This is a genomic window from Pseudoflavonifractor sp. HCP28S3_F10 (assembly GCF_052065415.1).
In the GTDB taxonomy this organism is placed as follows: Bacteria; Bacillota; Clostridia; order Oscillospirales; family Oscillospiraceae; genus Pseudoflavonifractor_A.
This window is the reverse complement of sequence record NZ_JBQHUB010000037.1, coordinates 1-17838: the sequence shown is the minus strand read 5'-3', so window position 1 is coordinate 17838 and position 17838 is coordinate 1. Positions and strand designations below refer to the sequence as shown.

17 protein-coding genes are annotated in these 17838 nt (G+C 59.6%); 1 reads left to right on the top strand and 16 read right to left on the bottom strand.

Annotation, left to right across the window (positions count from 1 at the left end; genetic code table 11):
* Nucleotides 1-255: 255 nt before the first annotated feature.
* From ACTNBZ_RS12705 to ACTNBZ_RS12675, 7 genes are all read right to left on the bottom strand, one after another.
* Nucleotides 256-1740 (bottom strand): DUF1846 domain-containing protein, encoded by a 1485-nt coding sequence (locus tag ACTNBZ_RS12705; protein ID WP_441210434.1) that lies wholly within the window; start codon nucleotides 1738-1740, stop codon nucleotides 256-258.
* A 113-nt stretch (nucleotides 1741-1853) separates the two neighbouring features.
* Nucleotides 1854-3044 (bottom strand): S41 family peptidase, encoded by a 1191-nt coding sequence (locus tag ACTNBZ_RS12700; protein WP_441210432.1) that lies wholly within the window; start codon nucleotides 3042-3044, stop codon nucleotides 1854-1856.
* A gap of 91 nt (nucleotides 3045-3135) precedes the next feature.
* The gene (locus ACTNBZ_RS12695; protein WP_441210430.1) at nucleotides 3136-4401 is read right to left on the bottom strand and encodes a murein hydrolase activator EnvC family protein; all 1266 of its coding nucleotides are present in this window, start codon (nucleotides 4399-4401) and stop codon (nucleotides 3136-3138) included.
* A 15-nt stretch (nucleotides 4402-4416) separates the two neighbouring features.
* Nucleotides 4417-5289, bottom strand: a complete 873-nt coding sequence (gene ftsX, locus ACTNBZ_RS12690) for a permease-like cell division protein FtsX (RefSeq protein WP_441210428.1) — start codon at nucleotides 5287-5289, stop codon at nucleotides 4417-4419.
* Between the two features lie 4 nt (nucleotides 5290-5293).
* A complete protein-coding gene (gene ftsE, locus ACTNBZ_RS12685) occupies nucleotides 5294-5983 on the bottom strand; it encodes a cell division ATP-binding protein FtsE (RefSeq protein ID WP_441210426.1) in 690 nt (229 codons plus the stop codon).
* A 105-nt stretch (nucleotides 5984-6088) separates the two neighbouring features.
* Nucleotides 6089-7180, bottom strand: coding sequence for a PucR family transcriptional regulator (locus ACTNBZ_RS12680; RefSeq protein ID WP_441210424.1), 1092 nt, complete (start codon nucleotides 7178-7180; stop codon nucleotides 6089-6091).
* Between the two features lie 171 nt (nucleotides 7181-7351).
* Entirely contained in the window at nucleotides 7352-8065 is a 714-nt protein-coding gene (locus ACTNBZ_RS12675) for a pseudouridine synthase (protein WP_441210422.1), read from the bottom strand.
* A gap of 280 nt (nucleotides 8066-8345) precedes the next feature.
* On the opposite strand from ACTNBZ_RS12675, the gene ACTNBZ_RS12670 reads away from it, so the two are divergent.
* Nucleotides 8346-8822: a DUF4830 domain-containing protein gene (locus ACTNBZ_RS12670; RefSeq protein ID WP_441210420.1), complete on the top strand. Its 477-nt coding sequence runs from the start codon at nucleotides 8346-8348 to the stop codon at nucleotides 8820-8822.
* A gap of 104 nt (nucleotides 8823-8926) precedes the next feature.
* Here the strand turns inward: ACTNBZ_RS12670 and ACTNBZ_RS12665 are convergent, their stop codons facing one another.
* The 9 genes from ACTNBZ_RS12665 to ACTNBZ_RS12625 all read right to left on the bottom strand — a co-directional run bounded on the left by ACTNBZ_RS12665 (nucleotide 8927) and on the right by ACTNBZ_RS12625 (nucleotide 17781).
* On the bottom strand, nucleotides 8927-9532 hold the full coding sequence (locus tag ACTNBZ_RS12665) for a hypothetical protein (protein ID WP_441210418.1): 606 nt from the start codon (nucleotides 9530-9532) through the stop codon (nucleotides 8927-8929).
* A 42-nt stretch (nucleotides 9533-9574) separates the two neighbouring features.
* On the bottom strand, nucleotides 9575-10456 hold the full coding sequence (locus ACTNBZ_RS12660) for a mechanosensitive ion channel family protein (RefSeq protein ID WP_441210416.1): 882 nt from the start codon (nucleotides 10454-10456) through the stop codon (nucleotides 9575-9577).
* A gap of 164 nt (nucleotides 10457-10620) precedes the next feature.
* Complete coding sequence (gene tuf, locus ACTNBZ_RS12655) at nucleotides 10621-11820, bottom strand: elongation factor Tu (RefSeq protein WP_441210414.1); 1200 nt, start codon at nucleotides 11818-11820, stop codon at nucleotides 10621-10623.
* A 120-nt stretch (nucleotides 11821-11940) separates the two neighbouring features.
* A complete protein-coding gene (gene fusA, locus ACTNBZ_RS12650; RefSeq protein WP_441210412.1) occupies nucleotides 11941-14049 on the bottom strand; it encodes an elongation factor G in 2109 nt (702 codons plus the stop codon).
* A gap of 15 nt (nucleotides 14050-14064) precedes the next feature.
* Complete coding sequence (rpsG, locus tag ACTNBZ_RS12645) at nucleotides 14065-14535, bottom strand: 30S ribosomal protein S7 (protein WP_441210410.1); 471 nt, start codon at nucleotides 14533-14535, stop codon at nucleotides 14065-14067.
* Between the two features lie 204 nt (nucleotides 14536-14739).
* Nucleotides 14740-15174 carry a 30S ribosomal protein S12 gene (rpsL, locus tag ACTNBZ_RS12640; protein WP_441210408.1) on the bottom strand — a complete coding sequence of 145 codons (435 nt, stop codon included), beginning with the start codon at nucleotides 15172-15174 and terminating at the stop codon, nucleotides 14740-14742.
* 74 nt (nucleotides 15175-15248) lie between these two features.
* Nucleotides 15249-15491, bottom strand: a complete 243-nt coding sequence (locus ACTNBZ_RS12635; protein ID WP_441210406.1) for a ribosomal L7Ae/L30e/S12e/Gadd45 family protein — start codon at nucleotides 15489-15491, stop codon at nucleotides 15249-15251.
* A 308-nt stretch (nucleotides 15492-15799) separates the two neighbouring features.
* Nucleotides 15800-17539, bottom strand: a complete 1740-nt coding sequence (locus tag ACTNBZ_RS12630) for a recombinase family protein (protein ID WP_441210404.1) — start codon at nucleotides 17537-17539, stop codon at nucleotides 15800-15802.
* Nucleotides 17536-17781, bottom strand: coding sequence for a hypothetical protein (locus ACTNBZ_RS12625; RefSeq protein ID WP_441210402.1), 246 nt, complete (start codon nucleotides 17779-17781; stop codon nucleotides 17536-17538). Before ACTNBZ_RS12625 ends, ACTNBZ_RS12630 begins: the two co-directional genes overlap by 4 nt.
* Between the last annotated feature and the right edge of the window lie 57 nt (nucleotides 17782-17838).

The following is a 17838-nucleotide window of genomic DNA, read 5'->3' as shown; positions in this document are numbered from 1 at the left end:
GAGATACTGAACAGGCTCTGACATCCCATATCCGAACAAAAGCGGGGGGGGGGGGGGGGGGGGGGGGGGGGGGGGGGGGGGGGGGGGGGGGGGGGGGGGGGGGGGGGGGGGGGGGGGGGGGGGGGGGGGGGGGGGGCCGGGGGGGGCCGGGGGCCCGGCCCCCCCCCCCCCCCCCCCCCCCCCCCCCCCCCCCCCCCCCCCCCCCCCCCCCCCCCCCCCCCCCCCCCCCCCCCCCCCCCCCCCCCGCCGCTGTTTTTATCGGTGATAGAGCTTGTTGGTCTCGTACTGGGGGGTGCACGTCAGGTGCATCCCCAGCTTGCCGCAGGTGACCTGATCCACCTGGGAGAGGATGACGGTGGAATGGGCCTCACACCCCCGCAGGGCGGAGAGCTGGTCCAGGGCCCTGGCGGCGTTGGAGTCCCGGGAGGCCGAGATGGCCAGGGCGATGAGGGTCTCGTCGCTGTGGAGCCGGGGATTGGAGGAGCCCAGGTGCTTGACCTTCACGGTCTGGATGGGCTCGATGGCTTCGGGGGAGATAAGGTGGCACTCATGCTCGATGCCGGAGAGCCGCTTCAGGGCGTTGAGGAGGGCGGCGGAGCAGGCGCCCAGCAGCTCGGTGGTCTTGCCGGTGACCACCTCTCCGTCGGGCAGCTCGATGGCAAAAGCGGGGTTCCCCGTCTCCTCGGCCCGTTTCTCGGACGCGGCGATGACCGGGCGCTGGTCGGCGCTGGCCTTGGCCTGCTGCATCAGCAGCTCCAGCTTGTACACCAGCGCGTCGTCGGCCTTGCCCTGGCGGCGGTCGCTGAGGCCGATGTAGTACCGCCGGATGATCTCCTGCCGGGCGGCGTCCTGGACGGCCGCGTCGTCAAAAATGCAGTTGCCCGCCATATTCACCCCCATGTCGGTGGGGGACTTGTAGGGGCACTCCCCCATGATCTTCTCAAACATGGCGGACAGGACGGGGAAAATCTCCACGTCCCGGTTGTAGTTCACGGTGGTCTCGCCGTAGGCCTGAAGGTGGAAGGGATCGATGACGTTCACGTCGCCCAGGTCGGCGGTGGCGGCCTCGTAGGCCAGGTTCACCGGGTGCTGGAGGGGCAGGTTCCAGATGGGGAAAGTCTCGAACTTGGCGTAGCCCGCCTTCACCCCCCGCTTGTACTCATGGTAGAGCTGGGAGAGGCACACGGCCATCTTGCCGCTGCCGGGACCGGGGGCGGTGACCACCACCAGAGGGCGGGAGGTCTCCACATACTGGTTTCTGCCATACCCCTCGTCGCTGACGATGAGGGCGGTGTTGTGGGGATAGCCCACAATGGGATAGTGGAGGTAGACCCGGACGCCCAGGCTCTCCAGGCGGCGCTTGAAGGCGTCGGCGGCGGGCTGTCCGGCATACTGGGTGACCACCACGCTGCCCACGAAGAGCTCCTGGGCCCGGAAGGCGTCGATGAGCCGGAGCACATCCACGTCATAGGTGATGCCCAGATCCCCCCGCACCTTGTTCTTCTCGATGTCGGAGGCACAGATGGCGATGACGATCTCGGCGCTGCCCCGCAGCTCACGCAGCATGCGGATCTTGCTGTCCGGGGCGAAGCCGGGCAGCACCCGGGATGCGTGATAGTCGTCAAAGAGTTTTCCGCCGAACTCCAGGTAGAGCTTGTTGTCAAACTGGGCGATGCGCTTCATAATATGGGCTGACTGCATCTCCAGATATTTATCGTTATCAAAGCCGATCCGCTTCATAATCAGGCTGTCCCCTCTCCTTCTAATACAATATCAATATCTAGGGTATTGTATCACGGTTCCGCTTTTGTGTACAGGTCATCATACGAATTTCGGCGTATTTTCCCGGCAGGTCACCCTTCCCGCCCCTCCAGCAGTTCCAGGGCAGCCTGGAGCTGGCCGTCCTCCTCCAAAGGCAGCCCGCCTGCCTGCCGCCGGGCCTCATCGGTCTGGGAGAGATGATATTCCCGGTCCAGGGTCAAGCCAGTGCCCACCAGGCTCTTACCCTCCCCGGTAAAGTACTCGGCAGTGGAGATACCCACCGCGCCGCCGTTGAAGAGGGGATAGAGCTGCTGGGAATACCCTTTTCCGCTGGTGGGGGTGCCCACCACCACCGCCGCGCCCCACTCCTGCAGCTCGGCGGCAAAGATCTCAGCGGCGCTGTAGGTATCCCCGTTCACCAGCACCGCCATGGGCAGGTCCACACATTCGGCGTCGGACTCCTCGATCTTCTCCGTACCGGAGCGGCTGCGGGTGCGGAAAATGGGCCCTTCGGGCAGCAGGCTGTCCAGCATGGGGATGAGCTCGTCCAGGTAGCCGCCGCCGTTATTCCGCATATCAAACACCAGGGCCTTCGCGCCCTGGCTCTGCAGGTCCTCCACTGCCGCTTTGACCTGATCGGCACTGCGGCGGAAGAAGTTCTCCACCCGGATGTAGCCTGTGCCGTTTTCCAGCATCTCATACGCCACCGGGTCGGTCTCGATGCTGCGGCGGGTGACCTCCGCCTCCCGGCTCTCCCCGTTAGTGCCCAGCAGGGTGAGGATGACGGCGGTGTTCTCCTTCCCCTGGATCAGTTCGGTGGCTTCGTACCGCTTGTCTCCGGCGATGGACTGCCCGTCCACTGCGGTGATGATCTCGCCGGGCGTCAGCCCGGCCTCCTGGGCGGGGCCGCCCTCAGTGACGGCCTGGATGGTCAGGCCCTCTTCCGAGCTGTAGTCCACCGTGACGCCGATGCCCACATAGGAATTGGCCCGGCGCTCCTGCTCGGCCTGGTAGCGCTCCGGGCTCAGGTAGTAGGACCAGCGGTCCCCCAGGCCGGAGATCATGCCGGACATGGCGCTGTCCAGCACCTCCTCCTTCTCATACTCCCCCACAAAACGGGTGTTGACGAGAGCCATGCCCTCCAGCAGGGTCAATCCCTCCGGTCCGATGGTGAGCCATGCCGCCAGAAACAGGGCCAGCACGGTCACGAGCAGCGTGACCAGCACCGCCGCCAGCAGCTGGAGGCCGGAAAAACGCTTGGTGCGAAATTTGGAAGTTCTCATGATCTAAGGTCCTTTCTTGCTTCGGGCGGCCGTAAAACCGAAGAGCGGACAGAGGCCGTCCCTGTCCGCTCCCTTGCGTTTATGATCCGCTTTACCAGTTATAGGCCCGCACAAAGGGCAGGTTGGGGTAATATTTCTCCGGATCCACCCGGGTGTAGTTGACCCGGATCTCCAGGTGCAGGTGGTTGCCGGTAGAGGAGCCGGTGGAGCCCACCTTGCCCACCTCCTGGCCCTGCTTGACGATCTGGCCCACAGAGACCGAGCGGCTGCTCATATGGGCGTACAGGGTGGAGTTGCCGTTGCCATGGTCAATGACCACATACTCACCGTAGGAGGAGTGCCTGCCCGAGGTAATAACCTGGCCGCCCCGGGCCGCCTTTACCGAGGTGCCGTAGGGTGCCGGGATGTCAATGCCGGTGTGGCTGTGGGGCCGGCCGGTGATGGGATGGATGCGGTAGCCGAAGGCGGAGGTCAGCTTGTAGTAGCCGGGCAGAGGCCAGGTATAGCCCGAACCGGTATCCAGCACCACGTTATTCTTCTTCCGCTCCTCCTCCATCTCCTTCTGCTTTTTGGCGATGTCGGCGTTGAGCTTGGCAATGGCGGCGTTTTCGGCGTCCAGCGCCTCATTGACCTTTTCAGCGCTGGCATTGATCTCGTCCAGCAGCTTCTTGGCCTCGGCCACCTTTTTCTCCTGTTCGGCCCTGACGGCCTCCTTTTCGGCACGGATGGCCTCCTGATCGGCCTTGCTCTGCTCCAGCTCGGCCTTGATGGCCTCGATCTGGCGGCGGGTCTCCACCAGCTGGTCCATCACAGCGTTGTCGTACTCCATGACCTGGTCGATATCAGCGATGCGGCTGAGCAGGTCGGAAAAACTCTCCGAGGCGAAGAGCACCGACCAGTAGGTCACGTCCCCGTCCTCCTCCATGGCCCGCACCCGCTGGCAGAAGAGCTCATACTGCTCCTCCTCCCGGGCCACCGCCTCCACCCGCTCGGCCTCCTTCTGGGCGATCTGGCCGTCGTAGTAGCTGATCTGCGCATCAATATTGTCGATCTCATCGGCGATGGCATTGAGCTGCTGCTGTAAAAGATTCCGCTTCTGCTGCGCGGCGGCCTGATCCTCCTTCAGCCCAGCCAGCTCATCCTTAAGCTCCTGCTGGCGGTTCTTGGACGCCTGCTGCTGCTGTTTGAGCTTGTCGATCTCCGACTGGGTCACCGCTCCGGCGCCCCCTATGGCCATGGTAAGCATGGGCAGCAGCATCAGCGCCGCCAGCAGCACCGCCATTATGGTAGTCAGAATACGCCGCAGGTCTGCCTTCTGCTTTTTGTTTCCTCTGTTTGATGTATGCCTGTTTGCCATAGCTGTTTTCTCCTCTTACACCTGAAGGAACTTGCGGATGGCCAGCACACTGCCGCCCACGCCGATGACGAAGCCGGTGGCGGCAAAGGTGGCCAGCACGCTGCCCGCCATCCTGTCAAAGGGCAGCACCGTGATGAGCCGGATGGTATCCGAGCTGTCGATGGCCCGGCCGATGAGCACATAGACTCCCCACTGGAGGAAAAAAGCCAGCACCGCGCCGAACAGGCCGATGATCAGCCCCTCAAAGACAAAGGGCCAGCGGACAAAACCGTTGGTGGCGCCGCACATCTTCATGATGGCGATCTCGTCCCGGCGGTTGAAGGTGGCCAGCTTGATGGTATTGGTGATGATGAAGAGGGACACCAGCAGCAGTATCCCCACCAGGATCAGGGCCACGCCGCTGGCAATGTTGCGCACCACCACGAAACCCTGGGCGATCTCAGGGGAGGCGTTGACCTTGACCACGCCGGTGATCTGTCCCACCTGTTCCACCGTGGCCTCCAGCTGCTCCAGATCCACCACGTGGATGCGGAAGCGGTCCCGGAACACCGTGTCAGGCAGCCCCTCGAAGAGCTCGTTCTCCGCCTTGTCGGCGGCAAAGTCCTCCTTGGCCTGCTCCTTGCTCACAAAGGCCGCCGACGCCACATTGGGTATGGACTCGATCCGGCTCTGCAAAGCCCTGGCCTGCTCCTCGGTATAGGTCTCGTCCACAAAGGCCAGGAACTCATTCTGCTTTTCATAGTCGCCCCACATGTTGTCCAGATTCACCGCCACCAGTGAAAAGGAACCCATGATGAGCAGGCAGCACACGATCATGCACACCGCCGCGAAGGACATCAGCCCGTGGGTAAAAATGTTGCGGAAGCCCTCCAGAAAGAAGTAAGCCAAATTATTAAATCGTCTCATTATCGTAATACCCGCCCGTTCCGTCGCTGATGATACGACCGTTTTCGATGGCCACCACGCGCTTGGAGAAGCGGTCGACCAGTTCTTTCTCGTGGGTGACCACCAGCACGGTGGTACCCAGCTCGTTGATCTTCTCCAGCAGCATCATGATCTCCAGCGAACGCTGCGGATCCAGATTGCCGGTGGGCTCGTCTGCGATGATCATGCTGGGGTTGTTCACCAGCGCCCGGGCGATGGCCACCCGCTGCTGCTCGCCGCCTGAGATCTCGCTGGGGCGGCGGTCGGCCTTGGCCTCCAGCCCTACCAGCTCCAAAACGTAGCTGATGCGCTTTTTGATCTCCCGGGGGGAAGCTCCCACCGCCCGCATGGCAAAGACCAGATTCTCATAGATGGTCTTTTTCTCGATGAGACGGAAATCCTGGAAAATGACCCCCAGCGTCCGGCGCATATAGGGTACCTGCCGGGGCCGGATGGTATTTAGGTTATAGCCGTTCACCATCAGCCGCCCCTCAGTGGGGGCTACCTCGGCGGTGATGAGCTTGATGATGGTGGATTTTCCGGAACCGGAGGGTCCCACCAGAAAGACGAACTCTCCGTCGTCGATGCGCATGGACACGCCCTTGAGCGCCTTGGTTCCGTTGTCGTAGGACTTATAGACGTCGATAAATCGAATCATAACTACCTCTTTATGTAAAGGGACTGCACAGAAAACATGCAGAATACAGAGTCCGTTTGATTCCGTTCTGTATTCTGCACATTTTATTTCATCTTCTGTAATCGATCAGTTGTCAATGCCCCGGGAGATCAGATACTTCTTGACCATCAGGGCCACCTTGAAGGTGATGGCGTCGTCAAACTCCCGCAGGTCCAGGCCGGTGAGCTTCTTGATCTTCTCCAGCCGGTACACCAGGGTATTGCGGTGGACGAAGAGCTTGCGGGCGGTCTCGGACACATTCAGGTTGTTCTCAAAGAACTTGTTGATGGTGAACAGGGTCTCCTGGTCCAGCGCGTCGATGGGGTTCTTTTTAAAGACCTCCTGCAGGAACATCTCGCACAGGGTGGTGGGGAGCTGATAGATCAGGCGGCCGATGCCCAGGTTCTCATAGTTGATGATGGACTTCTCAGTGTCAAAGACCTTGCCCACGTCGATGGCCACCGAGGCCTCTTTGTAGGCCCGGGCCAGGTCCCGGATGTGGCCCACGATGGTGCCGATGCCGATGACCACCTTGATGTTGAGCTCCTCGGTGAGGGCCTCCTCCACCTGGCGGGCGATCTTATAGAGGTCCTTCCCCTCGCTGCCGTCGGGGAGCTGCTTGATGAGCGCCACATCGGTCTCGCTGATGGAGAGGACAAAGTCGCTCTGCTTATCGGGGAACAGGTTCTGCACCACGTCGATAACGGCCACCTCGGTGCTCTCCACCTGGCGGATCAGGAAGACGGCACGGGGCAGCTCGGAGACAAAATGCAGCTCCTTGGCACGGACATAGATGTCTCCCAGGAGGATATTGTCCGAGATGATATTCTTGATAAATGTGGCCTTATCGTTCTTTTCCTCATAATAGGTCTTTGCGCCGTTGAGGGCCACCGCGGCCATGGAGCACACCAGCTTGGCCTCCTGGTCGTCGCCCCGGACAAAGACGGCATAATCAAATTGAGAACCCCAGCCGGCCAGGGTCTTGAACGTGCGGCCCTCATAGGTAACCGTTCCGCCCTCACCGCCGTTGACGGTCTCGACCACGCCGGGCCACCGCTCCCCAATGCAGGTAAGCTCGTTGCAGGCAACCACCGTTCCCTCAGAGTCGATGACGCCGATGGGCCGGTCCGTACTCTCCTTCATCTGGAGAACCACACTCTGAAAAATCCTGCTAGACATCTTTAAATGCCCCCCTCAACTTCATGGCTTGCGTTGGGAACCCTCTTAAAATCCGCACGCATCCTTTGCACTCATACGCAAATTATTATACCGACTTTTTTCGGGCTTTTCAATAGGTTATGCAAAGTTTTTTGTTGAAATTGCCGAAATAAACCATTTAGTTTTTCTGTTTCAGGGCCTATATGCCTCTAAAAGGTCCATTTCTTCCGCCGTCAGGGGGCGCCAGGCCCCTTTTTGCAGTCCAGAGTCCAGTTGCAGAGGCCCCATGGTCAGCCGTTTGAGATAGCGCACCGGCTTTCCCCGGCTGGCCAGCATCCGCTTGATCTGATGGTATTTCCCCTCCCGCAGGGTGACGATGGCCTCATCGGGGGCCTCCAGCCGCTCCAGACCGGCAGGCAGGCACTCCAGCCCGTCCCCCAGTACCATACCGGAAGCAAAGGCCGCGCAGTCCTCCTCGTCCAGCGCGCCCTCCACCCGGACGAAATAGGTCTTGTCCACATGTTTTTTGGGGGAGAGCAGCCGGTGGGCCAGACCGCCGTCGTTGGTCAGGAGCAGAAGTCCCTCCGTGTCCTTGTCCAGCCGCCCGGCAGGAAAGAGTCCCACCCGCCGCAGATGGGGCGGCAGCAGCTCCAGCACGGTAGGCTGGCGGGGATCGTCAGTGGCCGAAACCAGTCCTGCCGGTTTGTACAGCATCAGGTAGACGTATTTTTCGCCGGAGACCGGCTCTCCGTCCACCCGCAGGTCCAGTCCCTCCCGGTCATACTTCTCGTCCGGAGAGCGGACCGCGGCGCCGCCCACTGCCACCCGGCCTGCCCGGATCAGCTCCTTGACCTCCCGCCGGGACCAGCGCCCGGTACCGGCCAGTATCTTATCCACTCGTTCCATAGCGTCCTCCGTTTCATACTAAAACCTAATAAAAAGCTTGAAAAGCTTTTTATAGCGTGAAGCGCGTCAGGTTTTTATGAGACGCGGTATCATGCGGCACGCATGATACCAGTGCGCGCAGCACACGGAATTTCAAATGAAAGCATTTCATTTGAAATTAGTATCAGGGCCCTGCCCCGGAGATGGCATCCATGCCGGGCGGACCGTTTTTATATTTTATCATACTTTTCCCGCTCTGCACATAACCATAGGACATCGGAATGAAAAGGAGCGTTGCGCTGTGTTTATCTGGACGGCACGGCTGCCCCGGAAGCGGGTGGCAGCCGGAGTGATAGCGGCCGCTTTCCTCTGCGGCGCCGCTTTGACGGCAGGCGGCTTTTTCCGCGGCCGGGATACGGAAGCCTCCGCCGCGGTGAGCCCCAAGGGGGTCAGGACCAACGAGGACCGGGTAGCCTATCTCGCCTCTTACGGCTGGACGGTCACGCCCGATCCGGTCTCGGTGGAAGAACTGGTCATCCCCGAAGAATTTGACGACACCTATACCCAATATGTGGACCTGCAGGCCAGCCAGGGTTTTGACCTCACCCGATACTGCGGCAAGCGTGTCAAGCGCTATACCTATACCGTCACCAATTACCCCTCCGGGGAATCCGGCGTGCTGGCCGGTCTTCTCATCTACCGCAATACCGTCATCGGCGGCGACGTGCTCTCCACCGATCTGGGCGGCTTTATCCACGGTCTGGCCCGCCCGGGCTGATCATGCCGATCCCCAGGGCTCCGCCTTTTGGCGGTGTCCCGCCGGACGGTACCTGAAAACAAAAAACGGTCCGGGACAAATGTCCCGGACCGTCTGTGTATGCTCTACTGGGCAGGCCGAAGGCCCGCCCCGCTCTCCAGCAGGAACCAGGCATAAAAGGCGTAGGCCGCGGTGGTGAGCACATTGGAGAGCGTCCCGGCAAACCGGAATACCTCCTCCCGCAGAGGCAGGAGGTCCATCACGTTCACTACCGCCACCATGAGCATCACCACCAGGAACAGGCTCCTGGCCATGTCGCCCCTCTGCTCGGCCTTTTCCAGGCCCCGGCCATGGAGCAGAGCCAGGGTCCCGGCGCACACACAGTGTACCACCAGGTACCCCATGACACAGCTCATGATCCCGACCAGCACCGTGACCAGGTCAAGGGCCCACTCCGCCTGCAGCAGCAGCGCCGCCCACATCCCCGCTGAGGCCACGATGCTCATCCAGATCTCTGCCAGCGACAGCAGAAAGGCTCTCCGGTATTCCTCCCGGGCCCTGCGCAGGGAAGCAAGCCCCCCCAACCGGAACCCCAGGACCAGGATACCCGCCAGACCCAGCTCAATGATGGAAAACAGGTCCAGCGCGGCAACCAGGCTCATGCCGGCCGCAATGATCTCCGCTGTGGCCAGCATCTTCAGTCCTCTTGTAATGGTTTGCTGCTCTGTCATATTTTTTGCTCCCTTTCCGCCCGGTCGGCGCTCTATTCGCGCTTACTTTTCCACCATATGCACGTTCAGGTGTGGATAAGTCATGGTAATGCCGCTCCGGTCAAACGCGCCGCGAAGCTGCTCCAGCAGGTCAAAATAGAGGTCCCAATAGTCCGCTGTCTCGCACCATACCCGCACGGTATATTCGATACAGCTGTCCCCGTAGGCCGAGAGGCGCACAAAAGGCTCCGGCTCCCGCAGAGCCTTTGGATGGGCATCGATCACGCCGCGGATGGCCCGGATCACATCCTCGGTCTTGTCATCATACGAAGCGCTCACCGTCAGATCCACCCGGCGGCGGGCTTCGGCGCTGTAGTTGATGATCTTGGCCGCAGCGATCTCACTGTTGGGCACATAGATGACCTTATTATCCACCGTCTGCAGCTTGGTATGGGACATACCGATCTCCCGCACCGTTCCGCTGACGCTGTTGGTCTCAATAAAATCTCCCACCTTGAAGGGCTTTGCCGCCAGCACCTGGATGCCGCCGGCCAGATTGGACAGGCTCCCCTGCACGGCCAGGGACACCGCCAAGCCTGCAACGCTCAGCACTGCTACCAGGGAAGTGACGTCGATATTCAGCGAACTGGCCACGATGAGGACAAAGAGGAAATAGAGCAGGACATTGGCCGTAGTCCTGATAAAGCTGTGCAGACTGGGCTCGATCCTGCCGCGGGACAGCACCCGGTTGATCAAGCGCTGAATGATCTTGATGAAGATGAGCCCACAGCCAATGAGGATGGCCACGAAAATCAGCCGCTCCCAGGTAAAGCCGGTAAAATTACTCAGGAATTTGTTCAGGCCGGTGGACTGGGCCACCTCATGGAAGGTCTCGCTGAGCATATTGGTGGTGGGACTGGGAATAGGAGTTGCGGACACGGTCATCGCTCCTTATGTTCAGAATCTGTATCAGTGTACCATATTCCCGGAAAAAGGGCAAGGTTCGATCAGCCCCCGGCTCGATTGGTATGTCATTCTGTCAAAAGTAGCAGCCGCCAGCATTAAAAAAGGGAGGCGGCCAAAGGCCGCCTCCCTCTGAGGTTTGGAAATTACTCCACGATGTCGATGACGACGCCGGAACCAACGGTACGGCCGCCCTCGCGGATAGCGAAGCGCAGGCCCTTCTCGATGGCGATGGGGGTGATCAGCTCCACGTTCATGTCGACGTTATCGCCGGGCATGCACATCTCGGTGCCCTCGGGCAGGGTGATGACGCCGGTCACGTCGGTGGTACGGAAGTAGAACTGGGGACGATAGTTGTTGAAGAAGGGGGTGTGACGGCCGCCCTCGTCCTTGCTCAGGACGTAAACCTGGCCCACGAACTTGGTGTGGGGATGGATGGAGCCGGGCTTGCACATGACCTGGCCGCGCTCGATGTCGGTCTTGGAGATACCGCGCAGCAGGCAGCCGGCGTTATCGCCAGCCTCGATGAAGTCCAGGGTCTTGCGGAACATCTCCATGGAGGTGACGACGGTCTTCTTCTTCTCCTCGGTCAGGCCCACGATCTCAACTTCCTCGCCGGCCTTCAGGATGCCGCGCTCCACACGGCCGGTAGCGACGGTGCCGCGGCCGGTGATGGTGAAGACGTCCTCGACGGGCATCAGGAAGGGCAGGTCATCGTTACGGGCGGGAGTGGGGATATAGGAGTCGACAGCGTCCATCAGCTCCTTGATGCAGGCGAAGTCAGGATCGTCCACGCCGCCCTCGCAGGTCAGAGCGTTCAGAGCGGAGCCGCGGATGACGGGGATGTCGTCGCCGGGGAACTCGTAGCCGGACAGGGTCTCGCGGACCTCCATCTCCACCAGCTCCAGCAGCTCCTCGTCATCGACCTGATCGCACTTGTTCAGGAAGACCACGATGGCGGGCACGCCCACCTGACGGGCCAGCAGGATGTGCTCCTTGGTCTGAGCCATGGGGCCGTCGGTGGCGGCGATGACCAGGATGGCGCCGTCCATCTGAGCAGCACCGGTGATCATGTTCTTGATATAGTCGGCGTGGCCCGGGCAGTCAACGTGAGCGTAGTGACGGGCATCGGTCTCGTACTCCACGTGAGCGGTGTTGATGGTGATGCCGCGCTCGCGCTCCTCAGGAGCCTTGTCGATGCTGGAGTAGTCCTCGTACTGAGCCTGGCCCTTCAGAGCCAGATACTTGGTGATAGCGGCGGTCAGGGTGGTCTTGCCGTGGTCAACGTGGCCGATGGTGCCGATGTTGACATGGGGCTTGTTGCGCTCAAACTTCTGCTTAGCCATGTTTGGTTATCCTCCTTAAAATCAGATAAAATACGTCAAATAAAAGGTTTGCATGATGATGCTATTTTATCCCACTGACGGACAAATTGCAACATCATTTTTGGGCCGCAGGGGCAGAGATCAGTCGGCGTTGTTGCGGCCGCGCTCGGCAATGATCTTCTCGGCGATGCTCTTGGGGATCTCCACGTAGCTGTGGGGCTCCATGGAGTACTGGCCGCGGCCCTGAGTGCTGGAACGCAGGTCGGTGGCGTAGCCGAACATGTTGGCCAGAGGCACCAGCGCGTCGATCTGGGTGGCGCCGGGACGGCTCTCCTGGCCCTGGATCATGCCGCGGCGGCCGTTCAGGTCGCCGATAACATTGCCCAGGTACTCGTCGGGGACGATGACGGAGACCTTCATCATGGGCTCCAGCAGGCAGGCGCCGGCCTTGCGGCAGGCCTCCTTGAAGGCCATGGAACCGGCGATCTTGAACGCCATTTCAGAGGAGTCGACCTCGTGATAGGAGCCGAAGGTCAGGTGGACCTTCACGTCCACAACGGGGTAGCCGGCCAGAACACCGGCCTGCATGGCGCCCTGGATGCCGGCGTCGACGGCGGGAATATACTCCTTGGGGATCACGCCGCCGGTGATCTCGTTGAGGAACTCGTAGCCCTTGCCGGGCTCGTTGGGCTCCACGGTGATGCGGACGTGGCCGTACTGGCCCTTACCGCCGGACTGACGGGCATACTTGGTATCCTGCTCGACGGTCTTCTTGATGGTCTCCTTATAGGCGACCTGGGGAGCGCCCACGTTGGCCTCCACCTTGTACTCGCGGAGCAGACGGTCGACGATGATCTCCAGATGGAGCTCGCCCATGCCGGCGATGATGGTCTGACCGGTCTCCTCATCGGTGTAGGTCTTGAAGGTGGGATCCTCCTCGGCCAGCTTCATCAGGGCGATGCCCATCTTCTCCTGGCCGGCCTTGGTCTTGGGCTCGATGGCCACGCGGATAACAGGCTCGGGGAACTCCATGGACTCCAGGATGATGGGATGCTTCTCATCACACAGGGTGTCGCCGGTGGTGGAGTTCTTCAGGCCGATAACGGCGGCGATATCGCCGGAGTAGCAGCACTCGATGTCCTCGCGGTGGTTGGCGTGCATCTGCAGGATGCGGCCGATGCGCTCCTTCTGCTTCTTGGTGGAGTTGAGCACGGAGGTGCCGGTGTTGAGAACGCCGGAGTAAACGCGCACGAAGGACAGGCGGCCCACAAAGGGATCGGTGGCGATCTTGAAGGCCAGGGCGGAGAAGGGGGCGTCATCGGAAGCGGGACGCTCATCCTCTTCCTCGGTCTCGGGATTCACACCCTTGATGGCGGGGATGTCCACGGGAGAAGGCATATAATCCACGATGGCGTCCAGCAGCTTCTGCACACCCTTGTTGCGGTAGGAAGTACCGCAGACAACAGGGACCATCTTGTTGTCGATGGTGGCCCTGCGGATGGTGTCGCGGATCATCTGCTCGGGGATGGGGCGGTCCTCCAGGGCCAGCTCCATGATCTCGTCGTTGAGATCAGCGCAGGAATCGATCAGCTTGGTCCGGTACTCCTGGGCCAGCTCCTTCATGTCCTCGGGGATCTCCTCCACGCGCATGTCCTTGCCCATCTCATCATAGTAGATGTCAGCGTCCATCTCCACCAGGTCGATGATGCCGCGGAAGGTATCCTCAGAGCCGATGGGGAGCTGGATGGGCACGGCGTTACACTTGAGGCGGTCGTGGATCATGCGCAGCACGTTGTAGAAATCGGCGCCCATGATGTCCATCTTGTTGACGTAGATCATGCGGGGGACCTTGTAGTGGTCGGCCTGGCGCCACACAGTCTCGGACTGGGGCTCCACGCCGCCCTTGGCGCACATGACGGTCACGCTGCCGTCCAGCACGCGCAGGGAGCGCTCCACCTCGACGGTGAAGTCCACGTGGCCCGGGGTGTCGATGATGTTGATGCGGGTCTGGGGGAACTGATCCTTGGTTCCCTTCCAGTAGCAGGTGGTGGCGGCGGAGGTGATGGTAATGCCGCGCTCCTGCTCCTGAGCCATCCAGTCCATGGTGGCAGTGCCGTCATGGGTCTCACCGATCTTGTAGTTGACGCCGGTGTAGTACAGGATGCGCTCGGTGGTAGTGGTCTTGCCGGCATCGATGTGGGCCATGATGCCGATGTTGCGGGTATTCTCAAGGGAAACTTTTCTAGCCATGGTCCAAGCTCCCCCTTACCAGCGGTAGTGCGCGAAGGCCTTGTTGGACTCGGCCATCTTGTGGGTGTCCTCACGCTTCTTGACGGCGGAACCCAGGTTATTGGCGGCGTCCATGATCTCGCCGGCCAAACGCTCCTTCATGGTCTTCTCGCTGCGGGCGCGGGCGTAATTGGTCAGCCAGCGCAGGCCGAGGGTCTGACGGCGCTCGGGCCGGACCTCGATGGGCACCTGGTAGGTGGCGCCGCCCACGCGGCGGGCCTTGACCTCCAGGGACGGCATGATGTTCTCCAGCGCGGTGGTGAACACCTCCAGAGGATCCTTGTCGGTCTTCTCCTTGATGATATCGAAAGCGCTGTAGACCACCTTCTGGGCCACGCCCTTCTTGCCATCCAGCATGATGCTGTTGACGAGCTTGGTCACCAGGACGGAGTTGTAAAGCGGATCGGGCAGAACCTCCCGCTTGGGTACATTACCTCTTCTGGGCACTTTGCTTCCCTCCTTCATAGTATGATTTCATAGGTACTCGAACCGCGTCTGCGGCCCGTGTAAAGACAAGTGCCTGCTTGTCCAGTGCCTCTCCGAGGTCTACCCCTATATGGTAAACGCTCGGCAAGGCGATTTGCCTTGCGCTCAGCGCACAATGCAAGTTCAGATGTTCAGGCCGAAACCTGATGCCGGTGCCGCGGAAGATTACTTCTTCGCGCCGCCCTTGCCGGCCTTGGGCCGCTTGGCGCCGTACTTGGAACGGGCCTGCATACGGCCGTTGACGCCCTGGGTGTCCAGAGTGCCGCGGATGATGTGGTAACGAACGCCGGGCAGGTCCTTGACACGGCCGCCGCGGATCATGACCACAGAGTGCTCCTGCAGGTTGTGGCCGACACCGGGGATATAGGCGGTGACCTCGTAGCCGTTGGTCAGACGCACACGGGCGATCTTACGCAGAGCGGAGTTAGGCTTCTTGGGGGTAGCCGTACGAACCGCCGTGCAGACACCTCTTTTCTGGGGAGAGGGCAGATCGGTCTCACGGTTCTTCAGGGTGTTCAGGCCGTACTGCATGGCGGGAGAGTTGGACTTGTAGGTCGCAGCCTCACGGCCCTTGCGGACGAGCTGGTTAAAAGTAGGCATGAGTAGTTTCCTCCTTTCTTTTATGGTTGATTTTATTATTTTAACAGAATCATCCTTGGATTATTCCGTTAAAATCAATTCAGCAGCGCGGCCACGGCAGAACCCACCGCAATGCCGCAGGCGGCGCCGAGCTCCTTCATCCGGGCTACACGCACTACGGGTACGCCCCGCTCGGCACACATGGCCTCCACAGGCTCCACGACCCGGGGATCGGCATCCTCCGCCACAAAGACCCTGGCGGCTTTACCGTCGCCCAGCGCGCGCCTGGTCTGCTTCACGCCGACGACCTTGTGTCCTGCTTTCAGTTCCGACAACACCTGGCCCGCCTCCTGTCTTTGAAATGATCGTGACGGCAGGTGGTTTCGTACTTAGCGGACACACCTGCGCGATTTTGAATTATACCATAGGGAATGGTATTCGTCAAGCAAAAAAAGGCATTAAATCATGGGCTTTCCGGCCCTTTTCCCCATCAAAACGCCGGAAGAAGGCATGAGGCCCGCCTTTCCCCCGGACGAGAGACGTTTGTCCGCACTGGAAGGTACACTACGCCAAAACGGCCCGGGGCCAATGGGCGGGGGTCGTAAGAAAGTAATATCGCATTTTTGCAGGAACGGCATGGCTTCGGTCATGCCGTTTCCTCTTTCATCAGTTCATTCAGCGGGATAAAGCCCACAAGGTCATAGGAAATGCGGATGTTCTGTCGCCGTTTTCCGCTGCTCTTGTCGGGGGCTTCGATATAAACTCCCTTGACAAGTTCACGCAGAGCATAGGGGGTAAGCTCGTCTAAGTCCTTGTATTTGTGTACCCTCTGGATAAACTGCTCCAAATTTTCAATCTGTCGTTCTTGTACTTCAATATCCTGCCGCAAGGTCTGGATTTCCACTTTAAGCTGCTCCTGCTCGGTTTCGTAGCTTCTGCTCATCATGGAGAACCGTTCGTCGTTGATGCGTCCCGCCACATTGTCCTCATAGATGCGGATAAACAGACGGTCAAGCTCTCCCATGCGCCGCTGCGCCTGTTCCAGACGCTTGACACTCGCACAGATTTTTTCCTCGCTGGACAACAGGAGCTTGTGTTCCATAACTGCCCGGAAGTGCGCTTCATACCGTGTCACATAGAAGATGACCGCTTTCATGTGCATCCATACCAAATCTTCCAGAACAACGGCTCGGATAAAGTGTGCCGAACAGCTTCCCGTGTTGCTTCGGTAGTTGGCGCATACAAAGTGATCCTGCCGCTTCTCAAAGTAATTGGTGGTGCAGTACCGCATTTTTGCTCCGCAGTCGGCACAGTAAACCATGCCGGAAAACAAACTGCTCTTGCCCGTTTTCGTCCTGCGGTGACGCTGCTGCCGGATCTCCTGCACCTTGTCAAAGACTTCCTGCTCGATGATCGCCGGATGGGTGTTGTAGAAAACCGCCTGTTTATCAAGAGGCGTTTCCCGCTGCTTCCTGTCCCAGATGGAATTGGTGTAGGTCTTGAAGTTGACCGTACAGCCTGTGTATTCCCGCCGTTCCAGAATGTGGACAACGGTATTGGTGTTCCAATGGTAGGGATTAGCGGTTTCCGGGCTTGGAGTCTTGATGCCGATCTGCCGCTTATATGCGGTGGGATTCAGAACCTTTTCCTCCTGCAAGAGCTTTGCGATCTGCATCGGTCCCCGCCCCTCCATGCACAGCTTGAAGATCCGCCTCACTACCATAGCCGCTGCTTCGTCCACGATCCACTTGGTTTTGTCCTCTGGGTCTTTAATGTACCCAAACGGCACATTAACCGTCAGCGGTACACCACGCTCGCCCTTTGCTTTCTGCACCGCCCGGATTTTGCGGCTGGTGTCCTTGGCGAAAAACTCGTTAAACCAGTTTTTGATACCGGCAATATCGCTGTCTGTGCTGTTGGGGTCGATGGTGTCAAAGTGGTCGTTGATGGCAATATATCGCACATTGTATTTCGGGAAAGTGAAGTTGATATAAAGCCCGGTCAGCGAGGAATTTCGTCCCAGTCTGGAAAGGTCTTTGGTGATACAGACTGCCACCCGTCCCGCTTCAATCTCCGCAAGCATGGCTTGGAAGCCGGGGCGGTCATAGTTGGTGCCGCTGTACCCGTCGTCCACGAAAAAGGTCGGGTTAGGAAAGCGATTTTCCTTAGCGTACTGGAGCAGGATCATTTTTTGATTCTGGATAGAGTTTGACACATCTTCCTTACCGCCTTTTTTATCCTCTTTCATATCTTCCACGGATAAGCGACAGTAGAGTGCGGTGATTTTATCAGTTGCCCGTAACATTTCTGTTTCCTCCTTCAAAGGGGCAACTGCCAGTACAGGATTGGTTGCTTCTATTGTACCAAGAGTCTGTGAATTTGTCATTCGGTATCCTCCAACTTTTCTGTAAACTTTTCAGCCATAATGCGCTCCATCTTCTTATCCAGCGTTTCCGTTCCGTCATAAGTGCCTGTGGCGGAGTAGATCGTGCCGCCGATCTCTTTCTGCAAAGTGAACTCCGGCAGCCAGAAAGCAGATGGATTTTTCACACAGATGTGTCCGTCCTCATCAAATGTAAATTTCGGGTTATAAAGTCCACTTGCACGGAGTTTCCGGTCCATCTTCACGGATAAACAAGTCCACCGTCACGGTGAAGGAGTCCGGCTAAATCAGAGCCTTTATAA

Excerpts from the sequence above, each read along its gene's own strand:
- ACTNBZ_RS12705 (WP_441210434.1), bottom strand. The coding sequence starts at position 1,740 with ATGAAGCGGATCGGCTTTGATAACGATAAATATCTGGAGATGCAGTCA.
- ACTNBZ_RS12700 (WP_441210432.1), bottom strand. The coding sequence starts at position 3,044 with ATGAGAACTTCCAAATTTCGCACCAAGCGTTTTTCCGGCCTCCAGCTG.
- ACTNBZ_RS12695 (WP_441210430.1), bottom strand. The coding sequence starts at position 4,401 with ATGGCAAACAGGCATACATCAAACAGAGGAAACAAAAAGCAGAAGGCA.
- ftsE (WP_441210426.1), bottom strand. The coding sequence starts at position 5,983 with ATGATTCGATTTATCGACGTCTATAAGTCCTACGACAACGGAACCAAG.
- ACTNBZ_RS12680 (WP_441210424.1), bottom strand. The coding sequence starts at position 7,180 with ATGTCTAGCAGGATTTTTCAGAGTGTGGTTCTCCAGATGAAGGAGAGT.
- ACTNBZ_RS12675 (WP_441210422.1), bottom strand. The coding sequence starts at position 8,065 with ATGGAACGAGTGGATAAGATACTGGCCGGTACCGGGCGCTGGTCCCGG.
- ACTNBZ_RS12665 (WP_441210418.1), bottom strand. The coding sequence starts at position 9,532 with ATGACAGAGCAGCAAACCATTACAAGAGGACTGAAGATGCTGGCCACA.
- ACTNBZ_RS12660 (WP_441210416.1), bottom strand. The coding sequence starts at position 10,456 with ATGACCGTGTCCGCAACTCCTATTCCCAGTCCCACCACCAATATGCTC.
- tuf (WP_441210414.1), bottom strand. The coding sequence starts at position 11,820 with ATGGCTAAGCAGAAGTTTGAGCGCAACAAGCCCCATGTCAACATCGGC.
- fusA (WP_441210412.1), bottom strand. The coding sequence starts at position 14,049 with ATGGCTAGAAAAGTTTCCCTTGAGAATACCCGCAACATCGGCATCATG.
- rpsL (WP_441210408.1), bottom strand. The coding sequence starts at position 15,174 with ATGCCTACTTTTAACCAGCTCGTCCGCAAGGGCCGTGAGGCTGCGACC.
- ACTNBZ_RS12630 (WP_441210404.1), bottom strand. The coding sequence starts at position 17,539 with ATGACAAATTCACAGACTCTTGGTACAATAGAAGCAACCAATCCTGTA.